The sequence below is a fragment of the Hymenobacter koreensis genome, from assembly GCF_039541855.1.
GTDB classification, from domain to species: Bacteria; Bacteroidota; Bacteroidia; order Cytophagales; family Hymenobacteraceae; genus Solirubrum; species Solirubrum koreensis.
On record NZ_BAABHA010000004.1, the window covers coordinates 351913 to 368461 of the forward strand.

14 protein-coding genes and 1 tRNA gene are annotated in these 16549 nt (G+C 59.8%); 2 read left to right on the forward strand and 13 right to left on the reverse strand.

The window, feature by feature from the left end:
- Positions 1 to 16 precede the first annotated feature (16 nt).
- The gene (locus tag ABD903_RS10355) at positions 17 to 892 is read left to right on the forward strand and encodes a transglutaminase-like domain-containing protein (RefSeq protein WP_345223923.1); all 876 of its coding nucleotides are present in this window, start codon (positions 17 to 19) and stop codon (positions 890 to 892) included.
- A gap of 76 nt (positions 893 to 968) precedes the next feature.
- On the opposite strand, the gene ABD903_RS10360 is transcribed toward ABD903_RS10355, so the two are convergent.
- Positions 969 to 1412: an organic hydroperoxide resistance protein gene (locus ABD903_RS10360; RefSeq protein ID WP_345223925.1), complete on the reverse strand. Its 444-nt coding sequence runs from the start codon at positions 1410 to 1412 to the stop codon at positions 969 to 971.
- Positions 1413 to 1676: 264 nt separating this feature from the next.
- Between ABD903_RS10360 and ABD903_RS10365 the strand changes: the two genes are divergently transcribed.
- Positions 1677 to 1748: transfer RNA gene (locus tag ABD903_RS10365), tRNA-Arg, on the forward strand.
- A gap of 276 nt (positions 1749 to 2024) precedes the next feature.
- On the opposite strand, the gene ABD903_RS10370 is transcribed toward ABD903_RS10365, so the two are convergent.
- From ABD903_RS10370 to ABD903_RS10425, 12 genes are all read right to left on the reverse strand, one after another.
- Entirely contained in the window at positions 2025 to 2420 is a 396-nt protein-coding gene (locus ABD903_RS10370) for a hypothetical protein (RefSeq protein ID WP_345223926.1), read from the reverse strand.
- Between the two features lie 260 nt (positions 2421 to 2680).
- Positions 2681 to 4225, reverse strand: coding sequence for an aldehyde dehydrogenase family protein (locus ABD903_RS10375; RefSeq protein ID WP_345223927.1), 1545 nt, complete (start codon positions 4223 to 4225; stop codon positions 2681 to 2683).
- 109 nt (positions 4226 to 4334) lie between these two features.
- Positions 4335 to 5354, reverse strand: a complete 1020-nt coding sequence (gene fbp, locus ABD903_RS10380; protein ID WP_345223929.1) for a class 1 fructose-bisphosphatase — start codon at positions 5352 to 5354, stop codon at positions 4335 to 4337.
- A gap of 157 nt (positions 5355 to 5511) precedes the next feature.
- A complete protein-coding gene (locus ABD903_RS10385; RefSeq protein ID WP_345223930.1) occupies positions 5512 to 6000 on the reverse strand; it encodes a nuclear transport factor 2 family protein in 489 nt (162 codons plus the stop codon).
- A 99-nt stretch (positions 6001 to 6099) separates the two neighbouring features.
- Positions 6100 to 7458, reverse strand: a complete 1359-nt coding sequence (locus ABD903_RS10390) for an MFS transporter (RefSeq protein ID WP_345223932.1) — start codon at positions 7456 to 7458, stop codon at positions 6100 to 6102.
- 5 nt (positions 7459 to 7463) lie between these two features.
- Complete coding sequence (locus ABD903_RS10395; protein WP_345223935.1) at positions 7464 to 8141, reverse strand: beta/alpha barrel domain-containing protein; 678 nt, start codon at positions 8139 to 8141, stop codon at positions 7464 to 7466.
- 24 nt (positions 8142 to 8165) lie between these two features.
- Entirely contained in the window at positions 8166 to 9179 is a 1014-nt protein-coding gene (locus ABD903_RS10400; RefSeq protein ID WP_345223937.1) for a PfkB family carbohydrate kinase, read from the reverse strand.
- Between the two features lie 155 nt (positions 9180 to 9334).
- Positions 9335 to 10774, reverse strand: coding sequence for a glucuronate isomerase (uxaC, locus tag ABD903_RS10405; RefSeq protein ID WP_345223939.1), 1440 nt, complete (start codon positions 10772 to 10774; stop codon positions 9335 to 9337).
- A gap of 169 nt (positions 10775 to 10943) precedes the next feature.
- Positions 10944 to 12596, reverse strand: a complete 1653-nt coding sequence (locus tag ABD903_RS10410) for a UxaA family hydrolase (RefSeq protein WP_345223941.1) — start codon at positions 12594 to 12596, stop codon at positions 10944 to 10946.
- Positions 12593 to 14065, reverse strand: coding sequence for a tagaturonate reductase (locus ABD903_RS10415; RefSeq protein WP_345223943.1), 1473 nt, complete (start codon positions 14063 to 14065; stop codon positions 12593 to 12595). The genes ABD903_RS10410 and ABD903_RS10415 overlap by 4 nt, the downstream gene beginning before the upstream one ends.
- A gap of 64 nt (positions 14066 to 14129) precedes the next feature.
- On the reverse strand, positions 14130 to 16178 hold the full coding sequence (gene pelA, locus ABD903_RS10420; protein ID WP_345223945.1) for a pectate lyase: 2049 nt from the start codon (positions 16176 to 16178) through the stop codon (positions 14130 to 14132).
- Positions 16179 to 16198: 20 nt separating this feature from the next.
- Entirely contained in the window at positions 16199 to 16549 is a 351-nt protein-coding gene (locus tag ABD903_RS10425) for a cupin domain-containing protein (RefSeq protein ID WP_345223947.1), read from the reverse strand.

Sequence of the window (16549 nt, forward strand, 5' to 3'; positions counted from 1 at the left end):
CGTAACTCCACCCACGATGCGTAAACTCTTTACTGGAATTTTTGTCGCGCTAAGCTGCTCGCTTGGCGGCGCCGTGCAAGCCCAATCGGGGCCTTCTGTAAGCAAGCCACTTCCCTACACGGCCACTACCGATGCATCGGCTCACACATTTCAGTACGGCAGCCCTACAGATGCATACCTGGAAACCATGCGCGACCGTTACGGCCTTGACCGTGTGGTAGCTGGTAAAACCACAGATTTAGCCAAGGCCCAAGCTATTTGCGCCTGGGTGCACGGCCGCCTTAACCACAACGGGCACATTCCCACCAAGAAAACCGACCCCATGGGCATTCTGCAGGATGCCCAGGCCGAGCAGGAAGTGCAATGCGTGGGCTTTGGTATTGTGCTGGCCGCGGCTTTACAGGCCGTGGGCATACCGGCCCGTCCGCTGTACCTAAAAACCGCCGACTCGGAAACCCGCGGTTCGGCGGCCGGCCACGCGGCCACCGAAGCTTGGCTCAGCGAGCAGCAAAAATGGGTGTTGGTAGATGCCCAATGGGACGTGATACCCACGCTGGGCGGCACGCCATTAAACGCTGTGGAACTGCAGCAGGCTCTGGCCACGGGCAACGAGGATCTGCGCGGCCTGACCACCACCAATGCCAAGTGGAAGTTTTACTTCAAGTGGCTGAAAGACTACCTGTACTATCTCGATACGCCGCTCGATAACCGCTTCGGCGCGAAAATGTCTACGGCCGGTCTTATGCTGGTGCCCGAAGGCGCCAAGAAGCCCGTGGTATTCCAGCGCACCACTCGCCTCCATAATCTGCGCTACACCCACTCGCCTACCACCTTTTACGCCAACCCCAACGAAACCTACCAGGCCCAGGAACCCCAGCGTACGGATGACTGAGCCGTTGGTAAGCGCCCCAAACGACAGCGCGCCGCCGGAGCAATGCTCCGGCGGCGCGCTGTCGTTTGGGGCTTTCTTAAGCCTTATCGGTTTCGGCTACTTTGGCGGGTTGGCCGTTCACGAGCAGCGCCACGTCAATGTTGCCGCGGGTACCTACCGAATACGGGCAAATGCGGTGGGCTTCGTGCACCATGCGGTCGGCATCGGTGGTACCGGGCAGGTTCACGTCGAGCGTTACGTCCAGCCCGTACGCTTCCCCTTCCTGGGTGAGCGACACCGCGCATTTTACCGTCGATTGTGGGTCCAGCTTTTGGTTGCTGCGTTGGGCTACCACCAGCAAGGCTTGCTGGAAACACGAGGCATAGCCAGCAGCGAACAGCTGCTCGGGGTTGGTGGCGCCGTTCTTGCCGCCTAGGCCTTGCGGCACCGACATATCCATGTCGATAATGCCATCGGAGGAACGAATATGGCCGCTGCGGCCGCCGGTGGCCGTAGCTTCGGCCGTGTATAGGGTCTTCATGGTAAAAGGCGTTTGGGTTGTGGTAGAAACTGGAATGTTTGCAAGAGTTAACTCGCTTTGATCGGATTAGGTTATTGCCTTTGGGCAACATCATCTGAAGCTAAGCTGGTTAGCTCCCGTATTTCCGCAGGTTTGTGCACGTGGGGTAAACTGTACTGCCAGCCGATTCCAACTAGAAACCTCATCATCGAGCACTGCTGGCAGAAAGCCGCTTTTTTATATTGTGAGGCCCATTTTTTCTCTCTACTTTTGCCGCCCACTACCGGCCGCGTAGTACAACGGATAGTATAGGAGTCTCCGAAGCTCTTGATCCAGGTTCGATTCCTGGCGCGGCCACTAAAAACCCCTCACACGTGACGTATGAGGGGTTTTGTTGTTTTATGGCGTGGCCGTTTCGGAGGCTATTTAGCTCGCGGAACAATACCCCAATTATGATTGCGTGAGGTCCAGAAGCTGAAACCGGCTTCTCACCGGTTTTTTCTATGCTTTCAAGCCGGCCACCCATAAAAAAAGCCCCGGCCGGTGGCACGGGGCTTTGGAAGTGGAGTAGCCACAATCGGCAATGGGCAAGGCAGGTTTCCATTGTAGCGGTGCTACTGGAAAGGGCCCGTTCTAGCGGATGCTCGAAACCACCGCCGGAGCAATCCGCTCTTGGGGCTGCTGGGTGCGCATGGTCAGCAAAGCACTCAATTGGGAAGCCGTTAGGCAGGGCTGTACGTGAGCAACAAAATCCTCCTCAATCTGGTGAAGGCTGGCGGCGCTTACCACGCCGTGGAGTTGTAACGAGTCCATCGCCTGAACCTGCTGCAACGTGGCCCGAAATACGGGTTTGTACTGATGAGGCTGGAGGCGTAAGCTGTGATTGTAGTACCGGGCCAAGCTGGTAGCCCGACCGGCCGCAGAGCCCGGATCCGGCAAAGACTGGGCGCGGGCCGGCCCCGAAAGTTGCAGCATGGTAATCAGCAGAACAAGCAGGAAGGCAGCTAGGTGGAAGCGGGTAACTTTCATGGTCTGGTTGGCAGTGTATGACATTACAAACGTAAATGCCTCTCCTCGCCAATACCGCTTTTTTGGCCCAACGCCTCCATTGCCGCTGTCAAAAGCTAACTTCTGTGGCTGAATTTTCTTGGGCTGCTGGGTGAGCCGTTCCCACAGCCTTTTCGTTAGCTGAACTTCCACCGCATTGAAATGATAATCTTATTATGAAAGCACAGCGGTGCTGCAACCCGAGAGTCGCAGCACCGCTGTCTTTTATTACGGTTAGAATATTAAATCTTCTCCGGCAGCAGTGTGGCGTCCTGGTAGTTTCCGAGCACGGGCTGCGTTGGTTCGCCCTGGGTCACGGCTTCTACCAGCAGCTTACCGCCCACGAAAGCGCCTTTCCACGACTCGCCCAAACCGCCGAACACTTCTTCTCGGTCGCCGCGCGAGCGGAGCTTGTTGATGCCCACTTTAAAAGCACGGACTTCCCGGGCGGTGCGCTCAGCCCACTTCTGGTCGTCGGAGGCTACGGCCGCTACCAAGGCACCGTTCGAAATGTTCATTTCCCCTACCAGTTCCTCTACGCGGTCAACAAGCACGATGGAATCGATGGGGCCGAAGGGCTCCTTGAAGTACAGCTCGCTCTGGCGCGGCAGGTTTACCAAAGCACGCGGGGCGCGGTAGGCGCTCATGTCCTGGTTGGGCAGGAACAGGCTGCTGTCCAGCTTGCCTTCGAAAATGGGCGTAGCACCGGTTTTCAGCGCGTCGGCGTAGAGGCGGTCGAGGTCTTCGGCCTGGGCTTTGTTGATAACGGGACCGAAAGCCAGTTCGGGCAGCTTGTCGTCGGCGTTGTCAACCAGCGTGGGGTTGCCTACCTTCAGGCTGCGGGCTGCCTCCCAGTAGGTCTCGAGGAACTGCGGAAATAGGCTGCGCTGCACCACAAAGCGCACGTAAGCCGTGCAGCGCTGCTTGCCGTAGTCGTAGCCCTTCTTAAGCTGGTCGGCGAGGCTGGTCCAGTCGCTGTAGTTCCAGATGCCGTACGTGTTTACGCCTTCCATTTCCAGCATATAGCGCTTGTCGTGCGCGGCCAGGGCGTCGGCGATGTTGCGGCCGTTGTAGCGGCCACCCACGAAGCTCAGGCAGTCGATGGCTTCGTTCTTTACCAGCACGTCGCTCAGTTCGCCGCCAGCCCCACTCACAAGCGTTACCGGCAGGCCGCAGCGGCGGGCAATGGCAAAGGTGAAGCTCAGCGAGATAAAGCCACCGTCGGTAGGGGTTTTGGCAATAACCGCGTTACCGCACAAAGCCTGCGTAAGCACTGCGTGCAGCAGCACCGACATGGGGTAGTTCCAGGAGGCAATGTTGCTCACCAAACCCAGCGGCTTGCGCGTGCCCAGCATGGGCTCGATGTTGTCGACGTACCACTGCACGCCGTCGATGGCGCGGTCGATGTCGGTGAAACCGAGCTTATAGGTTTTGCCGATTTCCCAGATGAGCAGCTTGCCCGTTAGCTCCACGTGCTGGCGCAGCTGGTTGAGGCAGTCCTGCACGCGGCGGCGGCGTTCGTCAAGGTCGACTTTGGCCCATTCCCCGGCTTCTTGTTTGGCGGCGCGCACGGCCCGCAGAGCGGTTTCGCGGTCGAGCATGGGCAAGGCGCCGAGCGACGAACCGTCGACGGGCGACGTGAAGTCGCGCGGGGTGCCGGGCTCCTGCCAGCGGCCTTCCATGAGGTTCAGGAATTTGCCGTCCGAGGTTAGAATTTCGGGCGTAATCTGCTGCACTTGGGCCATGAGGCCGCTGAACTCGACTTGGGGCGAAACGATTTTAGGCATGGGTTCAAAGTAAGGGGGCGAAATAGCAAGCCCCCGCAAGTAGAACAAAGTGGACCGACACCGCTGCGGCAAGCTAGGCTTTTACCGCGACCGGCTTGAGAAGGAGAACTTAGGCCGACACCTCAGCGGCAGCGCAAACCAAGTACTCGTTCACCAACTCGGCGGACCCAATGATTAGCGGGCAGCGCTGGTGGTAATGCTCGGGCGTTACGTCCAGCACGGCTTCGGTGCCGGTAGATGCCGCGCCGCCGGCCTGCTCGATCAGGAAAGCCAGCGGGTAGCACTCGTAAAGCAACCGCAGCTTGCCATCGAGGTTTTTGCCGGTGGGCGGGTACAGGTAAATACCGCCCGTGAGCAGGTTGCGGTGGTAGTCGGCCACCAACGAACCGATGTAGCGGCCGTTCATGCGGCTGCGCTTGCAGTTCTCGAGGTAGGTGCGCACGTAGGCCGGGTATTCAAACCAGTAGCCTTCATTGCAGGAGAAGGTGGTGCCGGTGGCCGGAATGCGAAGATCGGGGTGCGAGAGGAAAAACTCGCCCAACGACGGCTCGTAGGTGAAGCCCGCCACGCCGTGCCCGGTGGTGTACACGAGCATGGTGCTGGAACCGTAAAGCACATAGCCAGCGGCTACCTGTTTGCGGCCGCCCTGCAGGAAATCGGTTTCGTTGGCCTTGGAGCCCACGGGCGTTACCCGGCTGTAAATGGAAAACAGCGTACCGATGGGCACGTTCACATCGATGTTCGAGGAACCATCCAAGGGGTCCATGGCCACCACGTATTTCGCTTGGTCGTTGCCGGTGTAAATGATGGCCTCCTCTTCTTCCGACAGCACCGCGCAGGCCTGGCCGCCGTTGCGCAGGGCCCGCACGAAGCGAATGTGCGCGGCCATGTCGAGGCGTTGCTGCTGCTCGCCCTGCACGTTTTCGCGGCCGTACGCCCCGGTTACATCCGAAAGGCCGGCGCGGTTTACTTCGCGGTTGATGATTTTGCCGGCCAAGGCAATGTCGCGTAGCAGCTGGGACAGTTCACCGGTGGCAAACGGAAATTCGGCCTGTTTGCGCATGATGTAGCGCTCCAGCGTCGTACCGACGGGGGTGGCAATCAGGTCTTCGTCGGGCGCGGTCATCATGAGTACGGAGAGTAGTGGGAGTGGCTTGTAGCGGAGCCATTTCGGAGGCTCCGCGAAGGAAAGGTAAGGGTAGCTGATAAACCGGCGTTTCCTGCCGGTTCCAGTTGTCGTTCAAAGGCTGGTCAGCCCCCTACCCTTTCCAATGCTGGCGTAAAATTTAGCTTTTCGCGTCGGGTTGCTTTTGGCTTTGCCACAGCACCACCTGCCAACCTTTCTGCTTGTCCTTTACCTGCACCACCACGTACTTGATGTGCGCAATGTTGGGGGTGCCGTCGGGCTTGTTGGGCTGCGTGATGGTGATGGTGCCGTTCACTACGGCTGCTTGGCCGTTGTTGTAGGCACGCACATTCAGGGCTTCCACGTCAATCTTATCGTACACGCTCTTGCCGTCTTTGATCGACTGAATGTAATCCGGCTTGCCGTTCTGCTTGCCGTTGGAGTGCGTGTAGACCAAGTCGTCGGCAAAAACGCGCTCCAGGAAAGCATAGTCCTTCTTCACTTGGGCCTCGAAGCGTTGCCGCTCCAGGGCTTCCACTTCCTTCTGAGCCTCAGCGTTTTTCTTATTCGTTTTGAGCTGCGCTTTTAGCTGCACGGAAGCAGCCAGCGCCAGCAGCAGCAGCGCGGTGAGGGTGACCAGTCGTTTCATTTTTGTTGGTTGTCAGTTGTGGGTTGCCAGTTGTCAGCTCGTTCTGGATAAGCAGCCGACAGAGCAACCCTGACAACTGACAACTGACAACTTAAAACCCTAATCCAGGGCAATTTGCTTCATGCGTGGGGCCAGGAAGTGCATGAGCACCCAAGCCAGCAAGTACGCGCCGCCGCAAATCAGGAACATGATGAAGTAGGCCGTTTCCAGCTGCCCAATGCTTTCGTAGTACACGAACATGCGCTTCTGCACCAGGGCCGAAAGCAGAATGCCGCCCATACCGCCGGCCATGCCGCCGATGCCCGTAACCGAAGCCACGGCCCGCTTCGGGAACATGTCTGATACAGTGGTGAAGATGTTCGCGCTCCAGGCTTGGTGCGCCGCCGCCGCAATACCGATTACCAGCACCGCCAGCCACATATTCACTTGCCCCAGGTACTGCGCAAACACGATGGGAAACACGCACAGCGCAATCAGCAGCATAGAAAGTTTACGGGCCTTGAAGGCCGCCATGCCGTTGCGGATGAAGTTGAGCGGAATCCAGCCGCCGCCCACGCTACCCACGGTCGAGAGCATGTACACGGCTGCCACGGGCAGGGCCACGTCGGTGCCTTTCAGCCCGTACTGCTTGTTCAGGAAGTCGGGCAACCAGAACAGGTAGAACCACCAGATGGGGTCGGTCAGGAACTTGCCCAGCACGAAGGCCCAGGTTTGACGGAACGTCAACAGCTTAAACCACGACACCTTGGGCTGCGTGGTGATGGAAGCGGCCGCCAAATCGTCCACGTCGCTGTGGATGTAGTCGAATTCAGCTTTGGTTAGGCGGGCCTGCTTGGCGGGCACTTCGTAGTAAATGAACCACAGCACCAGCCACACGAAACCCAGGGCACCGGTGATGATGAAGGCCCACTTCCACCCGATGGTTTCGGCAATGAGCGGCACGGTGAGCGGCGCAATAATAGCGCCCACGTTCGAGCCGGAGTTGAAGATGCCGGTGGCCAAGGCCCGCTCGCGCTGCGGAAACCACTCGGCGGTGGTTTTGATGGCGGCCGGGAAGTTGCCGGCTTCGGTTACGCCCAAAAAGGCACGAGCCACGCTAAAGCCGAAGGTGCTGCTCACAAACGCGTGACCAATGGCGGCCAAGCTCCACAAGAACGTGGACAGCGCATAGCCGATTTTGGTGCCGAGCTTATCGATGATCCGGCCCACGCCCAGCATACCCAGCGAGTAAGCCAGCTTGAACGCTATTTCGATGTCGGCGTAGTCGCCGGCGTTCCACTTAAACTCGGTTTCGAGGTAGGGCTTGAGCAGCGAAATAACGGCGCGGTCGAGGTAATTGACCGTGGTGGCGAAGAACACCAGGGAGCAAATGGTCCACCGGTACTTGCCAATGGATTCGTTGCTGAGCAGCGCCGGCCCTGTGTTGCGCTCCACCGAAGTGGGAGTAGTCGTTGGCATGGCGGTTAGGGCTTAACGGTTTCTACAAAGGCCAGCAGCTCGGCAATGCGGGCCGATAACGCGTCAGTATCGTCGGCGTTCTTGAAGAGCTGGGAACCCATGCCCACGCAGTTCACGCCGGCCCCAAACCACTCGCGCAGGCTCTCCACGGTAGGCTCTACCCCGCCTGTTACCATAATTTTCACGTTCGGCATGGGGCCGCGCACGGCCTTCACGTAATCGGGTCCGACCACGTTGCCAGGGAAAATTTTCACGATGGCCGCGCCGAGGCGGGTGGCGTGGAAAATCTCGTTGAGCGTCATCACGCCGGGCACCCAAGCCACGTCGTGGTGGCGGCAAATGGCGGCCACGTCGGCGGTGGTAATGGGCTGCACCACAAAATCGGCGCCGGCCAGAATGAAGGCTTCCGCGTCTTTGGCGTTGTAAATGGTGCCAATGCCCAGCAGCATATCGGGGCAGTTGTCGCGCACGTACTGGCGCAGCTTGCTGAACACCTCAAAGGCATTGGCCCCGCGGTTCGTGAATTCAAACACCCGAATACCGCCCGCGTAGCAAGCACTTAGCATGCGTTGGGCGTGGTCGATGTCGGCGTGGAAAAACACCGGAATTACCGGCGAGTCGAGGACGCGGGCCAGCACGTCGGCGGAGGAAACCGGGGGCGTGTAAGAGGAAGTAGCGAGCATGGCGGAGGAAACTGAGGGTAAAAACTAGCGGAGCAGGCGGCCGGTGGTGTTGCCGGCCACTATGTGCTCCACTTCGGCCGCGGTAACGAGGTTCACGTCGCCGTGAATGGTGTGCTTGAGGGCCGAAGCGGCCGTGGCAAAAAGCAGCGCATCGTCGGCGTTGCGGCCGTTGATCTGGCCGTACACGAAGCCGGCAATAAAGGCGTCGCCACCGCCAATGCGGTCGACCACGGGCGTGATGTCGAAGTAGGCCGTTTCGCGGTAGCCCTCGGTGGTGCACAGCATGCCTTTGATGCGCTCGTGTGAGGCGCTTTGGGTTTTGCGCTTGGTGGCAATAACCTGCTTGATTTGTGGAAAGCGCCGCATCAGCTTTTCCGCCATCGAGGCAAAGCCATTGTCTGCATTTTCATCGGCTGTAATGCCGAACAAGTCCTCGGCGTCGCCGGGCGAGCAAACCACCACGTCGCAGCCTTCCACCAAGCCGGGCATTACGTCCTGCGCCTTTTGGCCGTACTGCCACAGGTTGCGGCGGTAGTTTACGTCGGCCGAAACGGTGATGCCCATGCGGCGCGCTACGGCAATGGCCTGGCGGGTGGCCTCGGCCGCCGAAGCCGAAATGGCGGCGGTAATGCCGGTCCAGTGCAGCCACTGGGCGTCCTTCAAGATTTCTTCCCAGTTGAACGCGGCCGGATCGAGCTTGGCAAAGGCCGAATCGTACCGGTCGTACACAATGGAGCTGGCGCGCAGCGAGGCACCCACTTCCAGGAAGTAGAGGCCCAGGCGGCCGTCGGGGCGGTACACGGTGTGCTGCATGTTTACGCCCAGGCGGCGGAACTGCTGCGTGGCGGCACGGCCCAACTGGTTGTCGGGGAAGCAGGTGACGTGCGCGGCGGGCAGGCCCAGGCAAGCCAGGGAAGCGGCCACGTTGGCGTCGCCGCCGCCGTAGGTGACTTCCAGTTCCGAGGCTTGCTCCAAGCGGTAGTTCAGGGGCGGCGAGAGCCGCATCATGATTTCGCCGAACGTGACAATCTGCTTCATTCCAGGTGAAAAAAGCGCCGTGAATTAGCTTGGCGCCGGAAGTTTTCGAAAAGGGTCTGCCAACAAAGTCGGCAGGAAAAACGGCCCAACAATCGTTAGGGCGGTACAAAAACTCCGGCAACGTTAGCGGGAACGTTGCCGGAGCTTGTGGGGGGCTACGCTTCGGCGGCTACTGAGGCCGGCTGGCTCACCGTTTGAAAGCCGAAGTACTCTTTGGCGTTGCCGTAGCAGATCTGCTTAACCAAGTGACCAATCCATTCGAGGTTGTCGGGCAGCTCGCCGTTCTCGATGTCGTTGCCGAAGATGTTGCACAGAATGCGGCGGAAGTACTCGTGGCGCGGGTACGACAGGAAGGAGCGCGAATCGGTGAGCATGCCCACAAAACGGCTCAGCAAACCCATATTCGACAGCGCGTTGATTTGCTTTTCCATGCCGTCTTTCTGGTCCAGGAACCACCAGCCCGAACCGAACTGCAGCTTGCCCGCCACGGTGCCGTCCTGGAAGTTGCCAATCATGGTGGCGAACAGCTCGTTGTCGGCGGGGTTCAGGTTGTAGAGGATGGTTTTGGCGAGCTTGTCCTGGCCGTCGAGGCGGTCGAGGAAGCGCGACAGGGCCTGCCCCTGCGTGAAGTCGCCGATGGAGTCCCAACCGGTATCGGGGCCGAGCTGACGCAGCTGGCGGGCGTTGTTGTTGCGCAGCGCGCCCAGGTGGTACTGCTGGGTCCAGCCTTTCTCCCAGTCCATTTCGGCCAGCAGCACCAGCATAGCCGACTTAAACTGCACGATTTCGCCGCCGAACAGCGTGCGGCCGCTGCGCACCTTGTCGAAGATGGCGTTGATTTCCGCGTCGGTGTAGTCGGCCGAATACATTTGCTCCAAACCGTGGTCCGACAACCGGCAGCCCAAGGCCGCAAAGTAGTCGTGGCGCACGCGAAGGGCGGTTTCCAGGTCGTAGAAGCTGTTGATATCCACGCAGGCGGCCGCGCCCAGCTTGTCGAGGTAGGCGTTGTAGGCGGCGGGGTCTTCCGGCGACATGGCCTTGTCGGCGCGGAAGGTGGGCAGCACCTGCACGCCAAACGGATTGGCGGCAATGGCGCGGTGGTGCTCCAGGTTGTCCGCCGGGTCGTCCGTCGTGCACACCGTCTGCACGTTCATCTTCCGCAGCAGGTTGCGCACCGAGTACTCCGGCGTACGCAGCAGGGCCGAGCAGTGGTCGTAGATGCGGCGGGCGCTGTCCTTGCTCAGCAGCTCCGTTACCCCGAAGTAGCGCTGCAGCTCCAGGTGGGTCCAGTGGTAGAGCGGGTTGCGCACGGTGTAAGGCACCGTTTCGGCCCACTTCTCAAACTTCTCCCAGTCGGAAGCGTCGCCGGTGATGTACCGCTCGTCCACGCCGTTCGTGCGCATGGCGCGCCACTTGTAATGGTCGCCGTACAGCCAGATCTGCGTCAGGTTGTCGAACTGCTTGTCTTCGGCAATCTGATCGGGCAGCAGGTGGTTATGATAATCGATGATGGGCATCTGCTTCGCATACTCGTGGTAGAGTGTGCGCGCCGTAGCGGTTTGCAGCAGAAAATCGTCGTTCAGAAATGGCTTCATAGTCAACTGAAATTGTTGGCAGCCCCCTCAGAAGCGGGTGTCGGTGATGGGTAAAGGTATTCGGATGAGGGCAGCTAACAGCCCGTTTTTAGCCTTCGTTCGCGACTTTATCTACGGAAACGATTACGGTAGGCGGCGCACGGCTTGCGCCGCCTCGGGCCTGGTTTTGTTACAGCGAAACGCCGCGTTTCCATGGAATGAAATCAGTCTGGCCGTGGCGCACGGCGGCCACTTCCTCGCCGCTGGCCACGCGAATGACGTAGTCCAGAATCCGCTCCCCGGCCTGCTCAATGGTTTCCTCGCCGTCAATCACGGTGCCTGTGTTCAAGTCGATGATGTCGGGCATGCGCTTAGCCAAAGCCGTATTGGTGGAAATCTTGACCACGGGTGCAATAGGGTTACCGGTAGGCGTGCCCAGGCCGGTGGTGAAGAGCACCACGTTGGCGCCGGAACCTACTTCCGCCGTGGTCGATTCCACGTCGTTGCCGGGGGTGCAGAGCAGGTTCAGGCCTGGCTTGGTTACCAGCTCGGGGTAATCCAGCACCGCCACTACCGGCGACGAACCGCCCTTGCGGGCTGCACCAGCCGATTTCATGGCGTCGGTAATCAAACCGTCGCGGATGTTGCCGGGCGAAGGGTTCATGTCGAAGCCCGAGCCCACGGCCACGGCCGAGTCGCCGTAGGCTTTCATCAAGGAACTGAAGCGTTGGGCCGTTTCCTGGTCTACCGAACGGTCGACCAACTCCTGCTCTACGCCGCACAGCTCTGGAAATTCGGCCAGAATAACCGAGCCGCCCAGAGCTACCACGAGGTCGGACACGTGACCCACGGCCGGGTTAGCCGAAATGCCCGAGAAGCCATCGGAGCCGCCGCACTCCAGGCCAATGCACAGCTTGCTGAGCGGCGCCGGCTCGCGGTGCTGGGCGTTGGCTTGCATCAAACCGGCAAACGTTTGGCGCAGGGCGGTGCTGATGAGGGCTTCCTCGGTTCCAATTTTCTGCTGCTCCAGAATGTAGATCGGCTTGTAGAACTGCGGGCTGCGCTTGTTTATTTCGTCCTGCAACATGCTCACCTGCGCGTTCTGGCAGCCCAGGCTGAGCACGGTAGCCCCGGCCACGTTGGGGTGCGTGATGTAGCCGGCCAGCAAACCGCACAGCGTTTGGGCATCCTGACGAATGCCGCCGCAGCCGCCTTCGTGGGTCAGGAACCGTACGCCGTCCACGTTCGGGAACAGGCGCGGCTTGGCTTGGCCGTCGAGCGAGGTTTGCAGGTCGGTTTGCAGAATTTCCTCCACCGATTTACCGGCCTTCATCAGCTGAATCAACTCCTGGGTTTGGGGCTGGTAGCTTTTACGGCGGCCGTAGCCGAGGTCGTCCACCAGGGCTTCTTCCAGCACCTGAATGTTGCGGTTTTCGCAGAACACCAGCGGAATAACCAGCCAGTAGTTGGCGGTGCCCACGCGGCCGTCGGGGCGGTGAAAGCCCATGAAGGTGCGCTCCTGCCATTTGGTTACATCGGGCCGGGGCCACTCCTGCCGCTTCACCGCGTTCTGGTCGAAGGAATCGGTAGCGTGCTGGATATTGGACGTAGTGAGCAGACCACCGAGCGGAATACGTTCGCGGACCTTGCCCACCAGTACGCCGTACATGTGTACCAGGTCGCCGGGCTCAAAGTTCTGGGTGGCCACTTTGTGCTTAGCGGGAATGGCTTGGGTAGTGGTAACCATTCCGTCTTTCCAGGGCACGGGCGTGCCGGCGGGCAAATCCGTCAGCGCCACCAGTACATTATCCTGGGGGTGAATCTGGGCTACTAAATGTTTCATTTCTCGAGGGAGACCTTTTCGGTGAGGGCAGCGGCCACGGTGGCGGATACACCCTGGGCCAGCATCTGCTGCAGGTTAGCAGCTACTTGTTGCGCGAAACCGGGCAACTGGGTGAGGTCGTGGCCCCACAGCGCATGACTGTGCAGGACGGTTTGGGTGAGTTCGGTAGGCTCTAGGCGGTTCCACAAATCGGCGAAGTAGCCGGCTTTGTCGTCCTGAATGGGGTACGCCTCGCTACCAGTGCTGCCGTACCACGTGCCGTTTTCTTCGTGCACGCCGCGCATGAACAGCAGGTAGGCCGCAAAACCCAGGCTGAAGTACTGCGGCACGGCGCCGTGTTGCTGGTAGTAATGCAGCAGCGTGGGCACGTTGCGCATCTGCATCTTGGCCGAGTAGTTCATGGTAATCGACAACCAGCGGTGGTCGATGTAGGGGTTGCGGAACCGGTCGAGGACCTGCGTGCCGAAGCGCTGGGCGCGGGCCTGGTCCACGGGGTACGGAATGCCGGGCAGCAAATCGTGCAGCATCAGGTTGCTGATGAAAGCCGCCGTGGTGTCGTCCTCCATGGCACTGCGCACGGTCTCAAAGCCGCTCAGGTAGGCCAGGCCGCAGCTGAGTGTGTGCGTGCCGTTGAGCAACCGCAGCTTGATTTCGCGGAACTCGTTGATGTCGGGCTGAATGATAACGCCCTCATCGACCTGCGCGAACGACAGCACCTCGCGCACGTGCGCGTCGCCTTCGATGGCCCAGAGGCGGAAGCACTCCGAAATGGTGAGCAGCTCGTCTTCGTAACCTAATTCTTCGGTCAGGGCGTTGTAGGTGCCCGTGTCGGGGCGACCCGGCACGATGCGGTCCACGAGGGAATTGCAGCAGCGGTTGGCCGATTCCAGCCACTCCAGAAAGTCGGCTTCGAGGCCGTTGCGGTGGGCCAGCTCCAGCAGAATACCTTCGAGCTTGGTGCCGTTTTCGGAAATCAGTTCGGTGGGCACAATCACGAGGCCCTTGGTTTTGTCGCCGCCGAAAGCCTGGTAGCGGGCGTACAAAAACGCCAGCAGCTTGCCCGGAAACGACACCGGCGGATTCTGCCGAATGTCGTCGGACACCAGCTGAATACCCACTTCGGTGGTGTTCGAAACCACTACGGTCAGCTCAGAGTTTGCGGCGCACTTCATTACCTCGGCCCACTGGCTTTTGGCCGAAAGCACCCGGCTAATGGCCGAGCTAACCACGTTTTCTTCCACCGTGCGGCCATCCTCAATGCCGCGGATGCAAAGCGTATAGAGGCCGTCTTGCCGGTCGAAGGCGGTAATATCGCCGCCGTCGGTGCTTTTCACCACCACAATGCGGCCGTTGAAAATACCTTGGCGGTTGGCTTTGTCAATCAGATAATCGGGCAGGCCGCGCAGCAGCACACCGGTACCAAACTGTAATACTTTTTCGGGCAGCGCCAGCAGGGCTGCGTCGGGCATAGTCACGACCGGGTTGGGTTCGGCCAATGCGATGGGGCGAGACAAGTATCTCATGGTCGTCATCTTATAATCCGCTCTTTCCGTTCTCCCACTTTTTTTGCCACTTGGGATACTCCGTGGCTAGTAGTTTGGCGGGCCAGTTGCTGGCGTACACGTAGCCGGCCCGTCGTTCATTCTCGATGTCGGCTAGCTGGGCGTGTTTCACGCCGTCGCGCCCTACGTAAATGGGCTTGTTGGTTTCGAGGTCGTAGAAACGCGCCCACAAGGTGGAACCCGCTTCCGGCACAACTATCCTGTCCCGTCCTGTAGGCTGGGCAGGGTCCTCAATATTTTTCATGGCGTAGCCCGGCATCTTCACCGCGTCCAGCCACGCCACGCCCGCCTCAATGGCCCGCTTGATTTCGGGCGTGGGGTTTTCCACGGCCATCAGAAACTCCAGAATCCCCACCGTTTCCATGCCGCTGAGCGAGGCCACCTCGAACGCGCGGGCCTTAATGGGTTGCAGCGTGCGACGGTCGTGTTGGGCACACCAAGCGGTAAGCTTGCCGTTCTGCACGTACTGGGTTTTCAGGATGCAGCCGATGCCGCGCTGCACGGCGGCCTTGGCTTGCGGCACCAAGGCAAAGTCAATTAATGCGTAGTCCTTTTCCTGCTCGGCCACGGCTTTCAGCAACCACAGGGCGCGCACCATGGCGTTGTCGTTGTAGGTAATCTGACCGCGGTAATTGCTGCTGTCGGGGTAAAACTGCGGGAAGCCGCCGCTCTTGAGCTGCATTTTCAATAGGTACCGAATGCCGTTTTCGGCGGCGGTGCGGTAGGCCGGGTTGTTGGTGCGCTTGAAAGCCGAAATCAGGTACTTGATTTCGCGAGTGGTGGCGTTGTTATCAATGGTCGCGTCTTTGCGGTTGGCGTCGGCGAGTGTGCTGGCACGTTTCGCGGCGGTTAGCTTGGCATCGTAATCCACCTTCACCTCCCCTACTGCCTTGGGCCAGCCACCAATGCTGCGCTGGTACACTAGCATTTTCTCGGCAATGGAATCGGTAACCACCGGCGCTTTGGTCGCTACTGCCGAGCCTTTGCCTTCGGGGTTCCAGCGGCCGCCGAACGTCCAGGCGGCGGTGATTTGCTTGGCTGTGGGCGCACCTTCGGCCGAAGCCAGGTTGTCCTTCATCCAGGCAAAATTTCCGCCCTTGCGCTGGCTCCCGCTGTAGTACACGCGGCGGCCCCAGGCGGGCGTGCCGGGGCCCGAGGTGGCGTGGTAGATGTCGGCATCGGCCATGTTCTGCGGGAACTTGCAGCCGATGAGGTAGAACTGCGACTCGCGGTGGTAACGGCCCAGCTTAAATTGGTCGTCGCCCTCGAAGGAGCAGTTCTTGAGTACCGTTTTAGAGTCCTTGTTGCCCGAGCCATCGTGCCAAATGGCGGCCGACTTGTTGTGGCAAATGAAGCGCACGTTTTCGGCGTAAGCCCAGCCGCGCGGACAATAAAAGTCCACGCCACCTTCCATGGTGCAGTCCTTGAAGTAGTACATGCCTGCTTCGGTATCCCAAGGACTAACGGTGTCGCCACCCAAAGCCCGGAAGGTGCACTTGCGGGCAATAATGCGCGTGGCCCCGGGAAAGGTGCGCAGCGCCATTTGGTGCCCGGTTTTGCTGATGGTTTTCTTGCCAGTTGCTTCCGTTGGGCAGTCGATGGTAACGTCGCCCTGCGCATCGAAGCCGTAGCTGTTAACGATGGTCAGGTTCTCGAGCGTGATGTCGGGCGAGTTGCGCAGGTTTAGCGTGGCCACGCCCCAGTCGTCGGTGTTGCCGGCGCAGCGGTAGGCGTCGCGGGCCAGGGCGAAGGTTAGCACGGTGCCTTTTTCGCTTTGGCCGCGCAGGGTAATGTGGTCCTTGCCGTCGATGAATACTTGCTCGCGGTAGGTGCCGTTTTTAATGGTGATGACGCGCTGTTGCGCGGCGTGGTCGGGCAGGCTGGCAATAGCGGCTTGGATGGTCCGGAACTGTCCCGAACCATCCGCCGCTACACTCACTTGCTGTGCATTCGCGAAGGAAGCATTTCCCCAAATCCCCACCGCGAGCAAGAGAGTCACCTTCTCAAACCACTTCATCATTCTCATCTAGTTGAAAGCCCTTAGGCTTCTTTCACAAAGTCTTCCCGCATGGGGTTGAAAGCATCGAGCAGCACGCCAGCTTGCAGACACGTTACTCCATGCAGCGTATGGCCTGGCACGAAGCAACTGTCGCCGGTGCGCAGCACGCGTGTTTCGCCGGCAATGGTGTAAGCAAACTCGCCGCTCTCCACGTAGCTGATTTGCGTGTGCGGGTGCTGGTGCTCGGCCCCTATACCACCGGTTTCGAAGGCCACTTTTACCAGCATCAGCTCCGGCCCGTAGGCCAGCACCTGGCGTTTTACGCCTTCGCCCACTTCTACCCAGCGCACATCGGCGCTGGGCACAAAGAGTTGGGTTGCGGAGTCCGGCAT

Coding starts and splice junctions, on each gene's coding strand:
- ABD903_RS10385 (WP_345223930.1), bottom strand. CDS start 6,000: ATGAAACGACTGGTCACCCTCACCGCGCTGCTGCTGCTGGCGCTGGCT.
- ABD903_RS10355 (WP_345223923.1), top strand. CDS start 17: ATGCGTAAACTCTTTACTGGAATTTTTGTCGCGCTAAGCTGCTCGCTT.
- ABD903_RS10400 (WP_345223937.1), bottom strand. CDS start 9,179: ATGAAGCAGATTGTCACGTTCGGCGAAATCATGATGCGGCTCTCGCCG.
- uxaC (WP_345223939.1), bottom strand. CDS start 10,774: ATGAAGCCATTTCTGAACGACGATTTTCTGCTGCAAACCGCTACGGCG.
- ABD903_RS10410 (WP_345223941.1), bottom strand. CDS start 12,596: ATGAAACATTTAGTAGCCCAGATTCACCCCCAGGATAATGTACTGGTG.
- ABD903_RS10415 (WP_345223943.1), bottom strand. CDS start 14,065: ATGCCCGACGCAGCCCTGCTGGCGCTGCCCGAAAAAGTATTACAGTTT.
- pelA (WP_345223945.1), bottom strand. CDS start 16,178: ATGATGAAGTGGTTTGAGAAGGTGACTCTCTTGCTCGCGGTGGGGATT.
- ABD903_RS10370 (WP_345223926.1), bottom strand. CDS start 2,420: ATGAAAGTTACCCGCTTCCACCTAGCTGCCTTCCTGCTTGTTCTGCTG.
- ABD903_RS10375 (WP_345223927.1), bottom strand. CDS start 4,225: ATGCCTAAAATCGTTTCGCCCCAAGTCGAGTTCAGCGGCCTCATGGCC.
- ABD903_RS10395 (WP_345223935.1), bottom strand. CDS start 8,141: ATGCTCGCTACTTCCTCTTACACGCCCCCGGTTTCCTCCGCCGACGTG.
- ABD903_RS10425 (WP_345223947.1), bottom strand. CDS start 16,549: ATGCCGGACTCCGCAACCCAACTCTTTGTGCCCAGCGCCGATGTGCGC.
- fbp (WP_345223929.1), bottom strand. CDS start 5,354: ATGATGACCGCGCCCGACGAAGACCTGATTGCCACCCCCGTCGGTACG.
- ABD903_RS10360 (WP_345223925.1), bottom strand. CDS start 1,412: ATGAAGACCCTATACACGGCCGAAGCTACGGCCACCGGCGGCCGCAGC.
- ABD903_RS10390 (WP_345223932.1), bottom strand. CDS start 7,458: ATGCCAACGACTACTCCCACTTCGGTGGAGCGCAACACAGGGCCGGCG.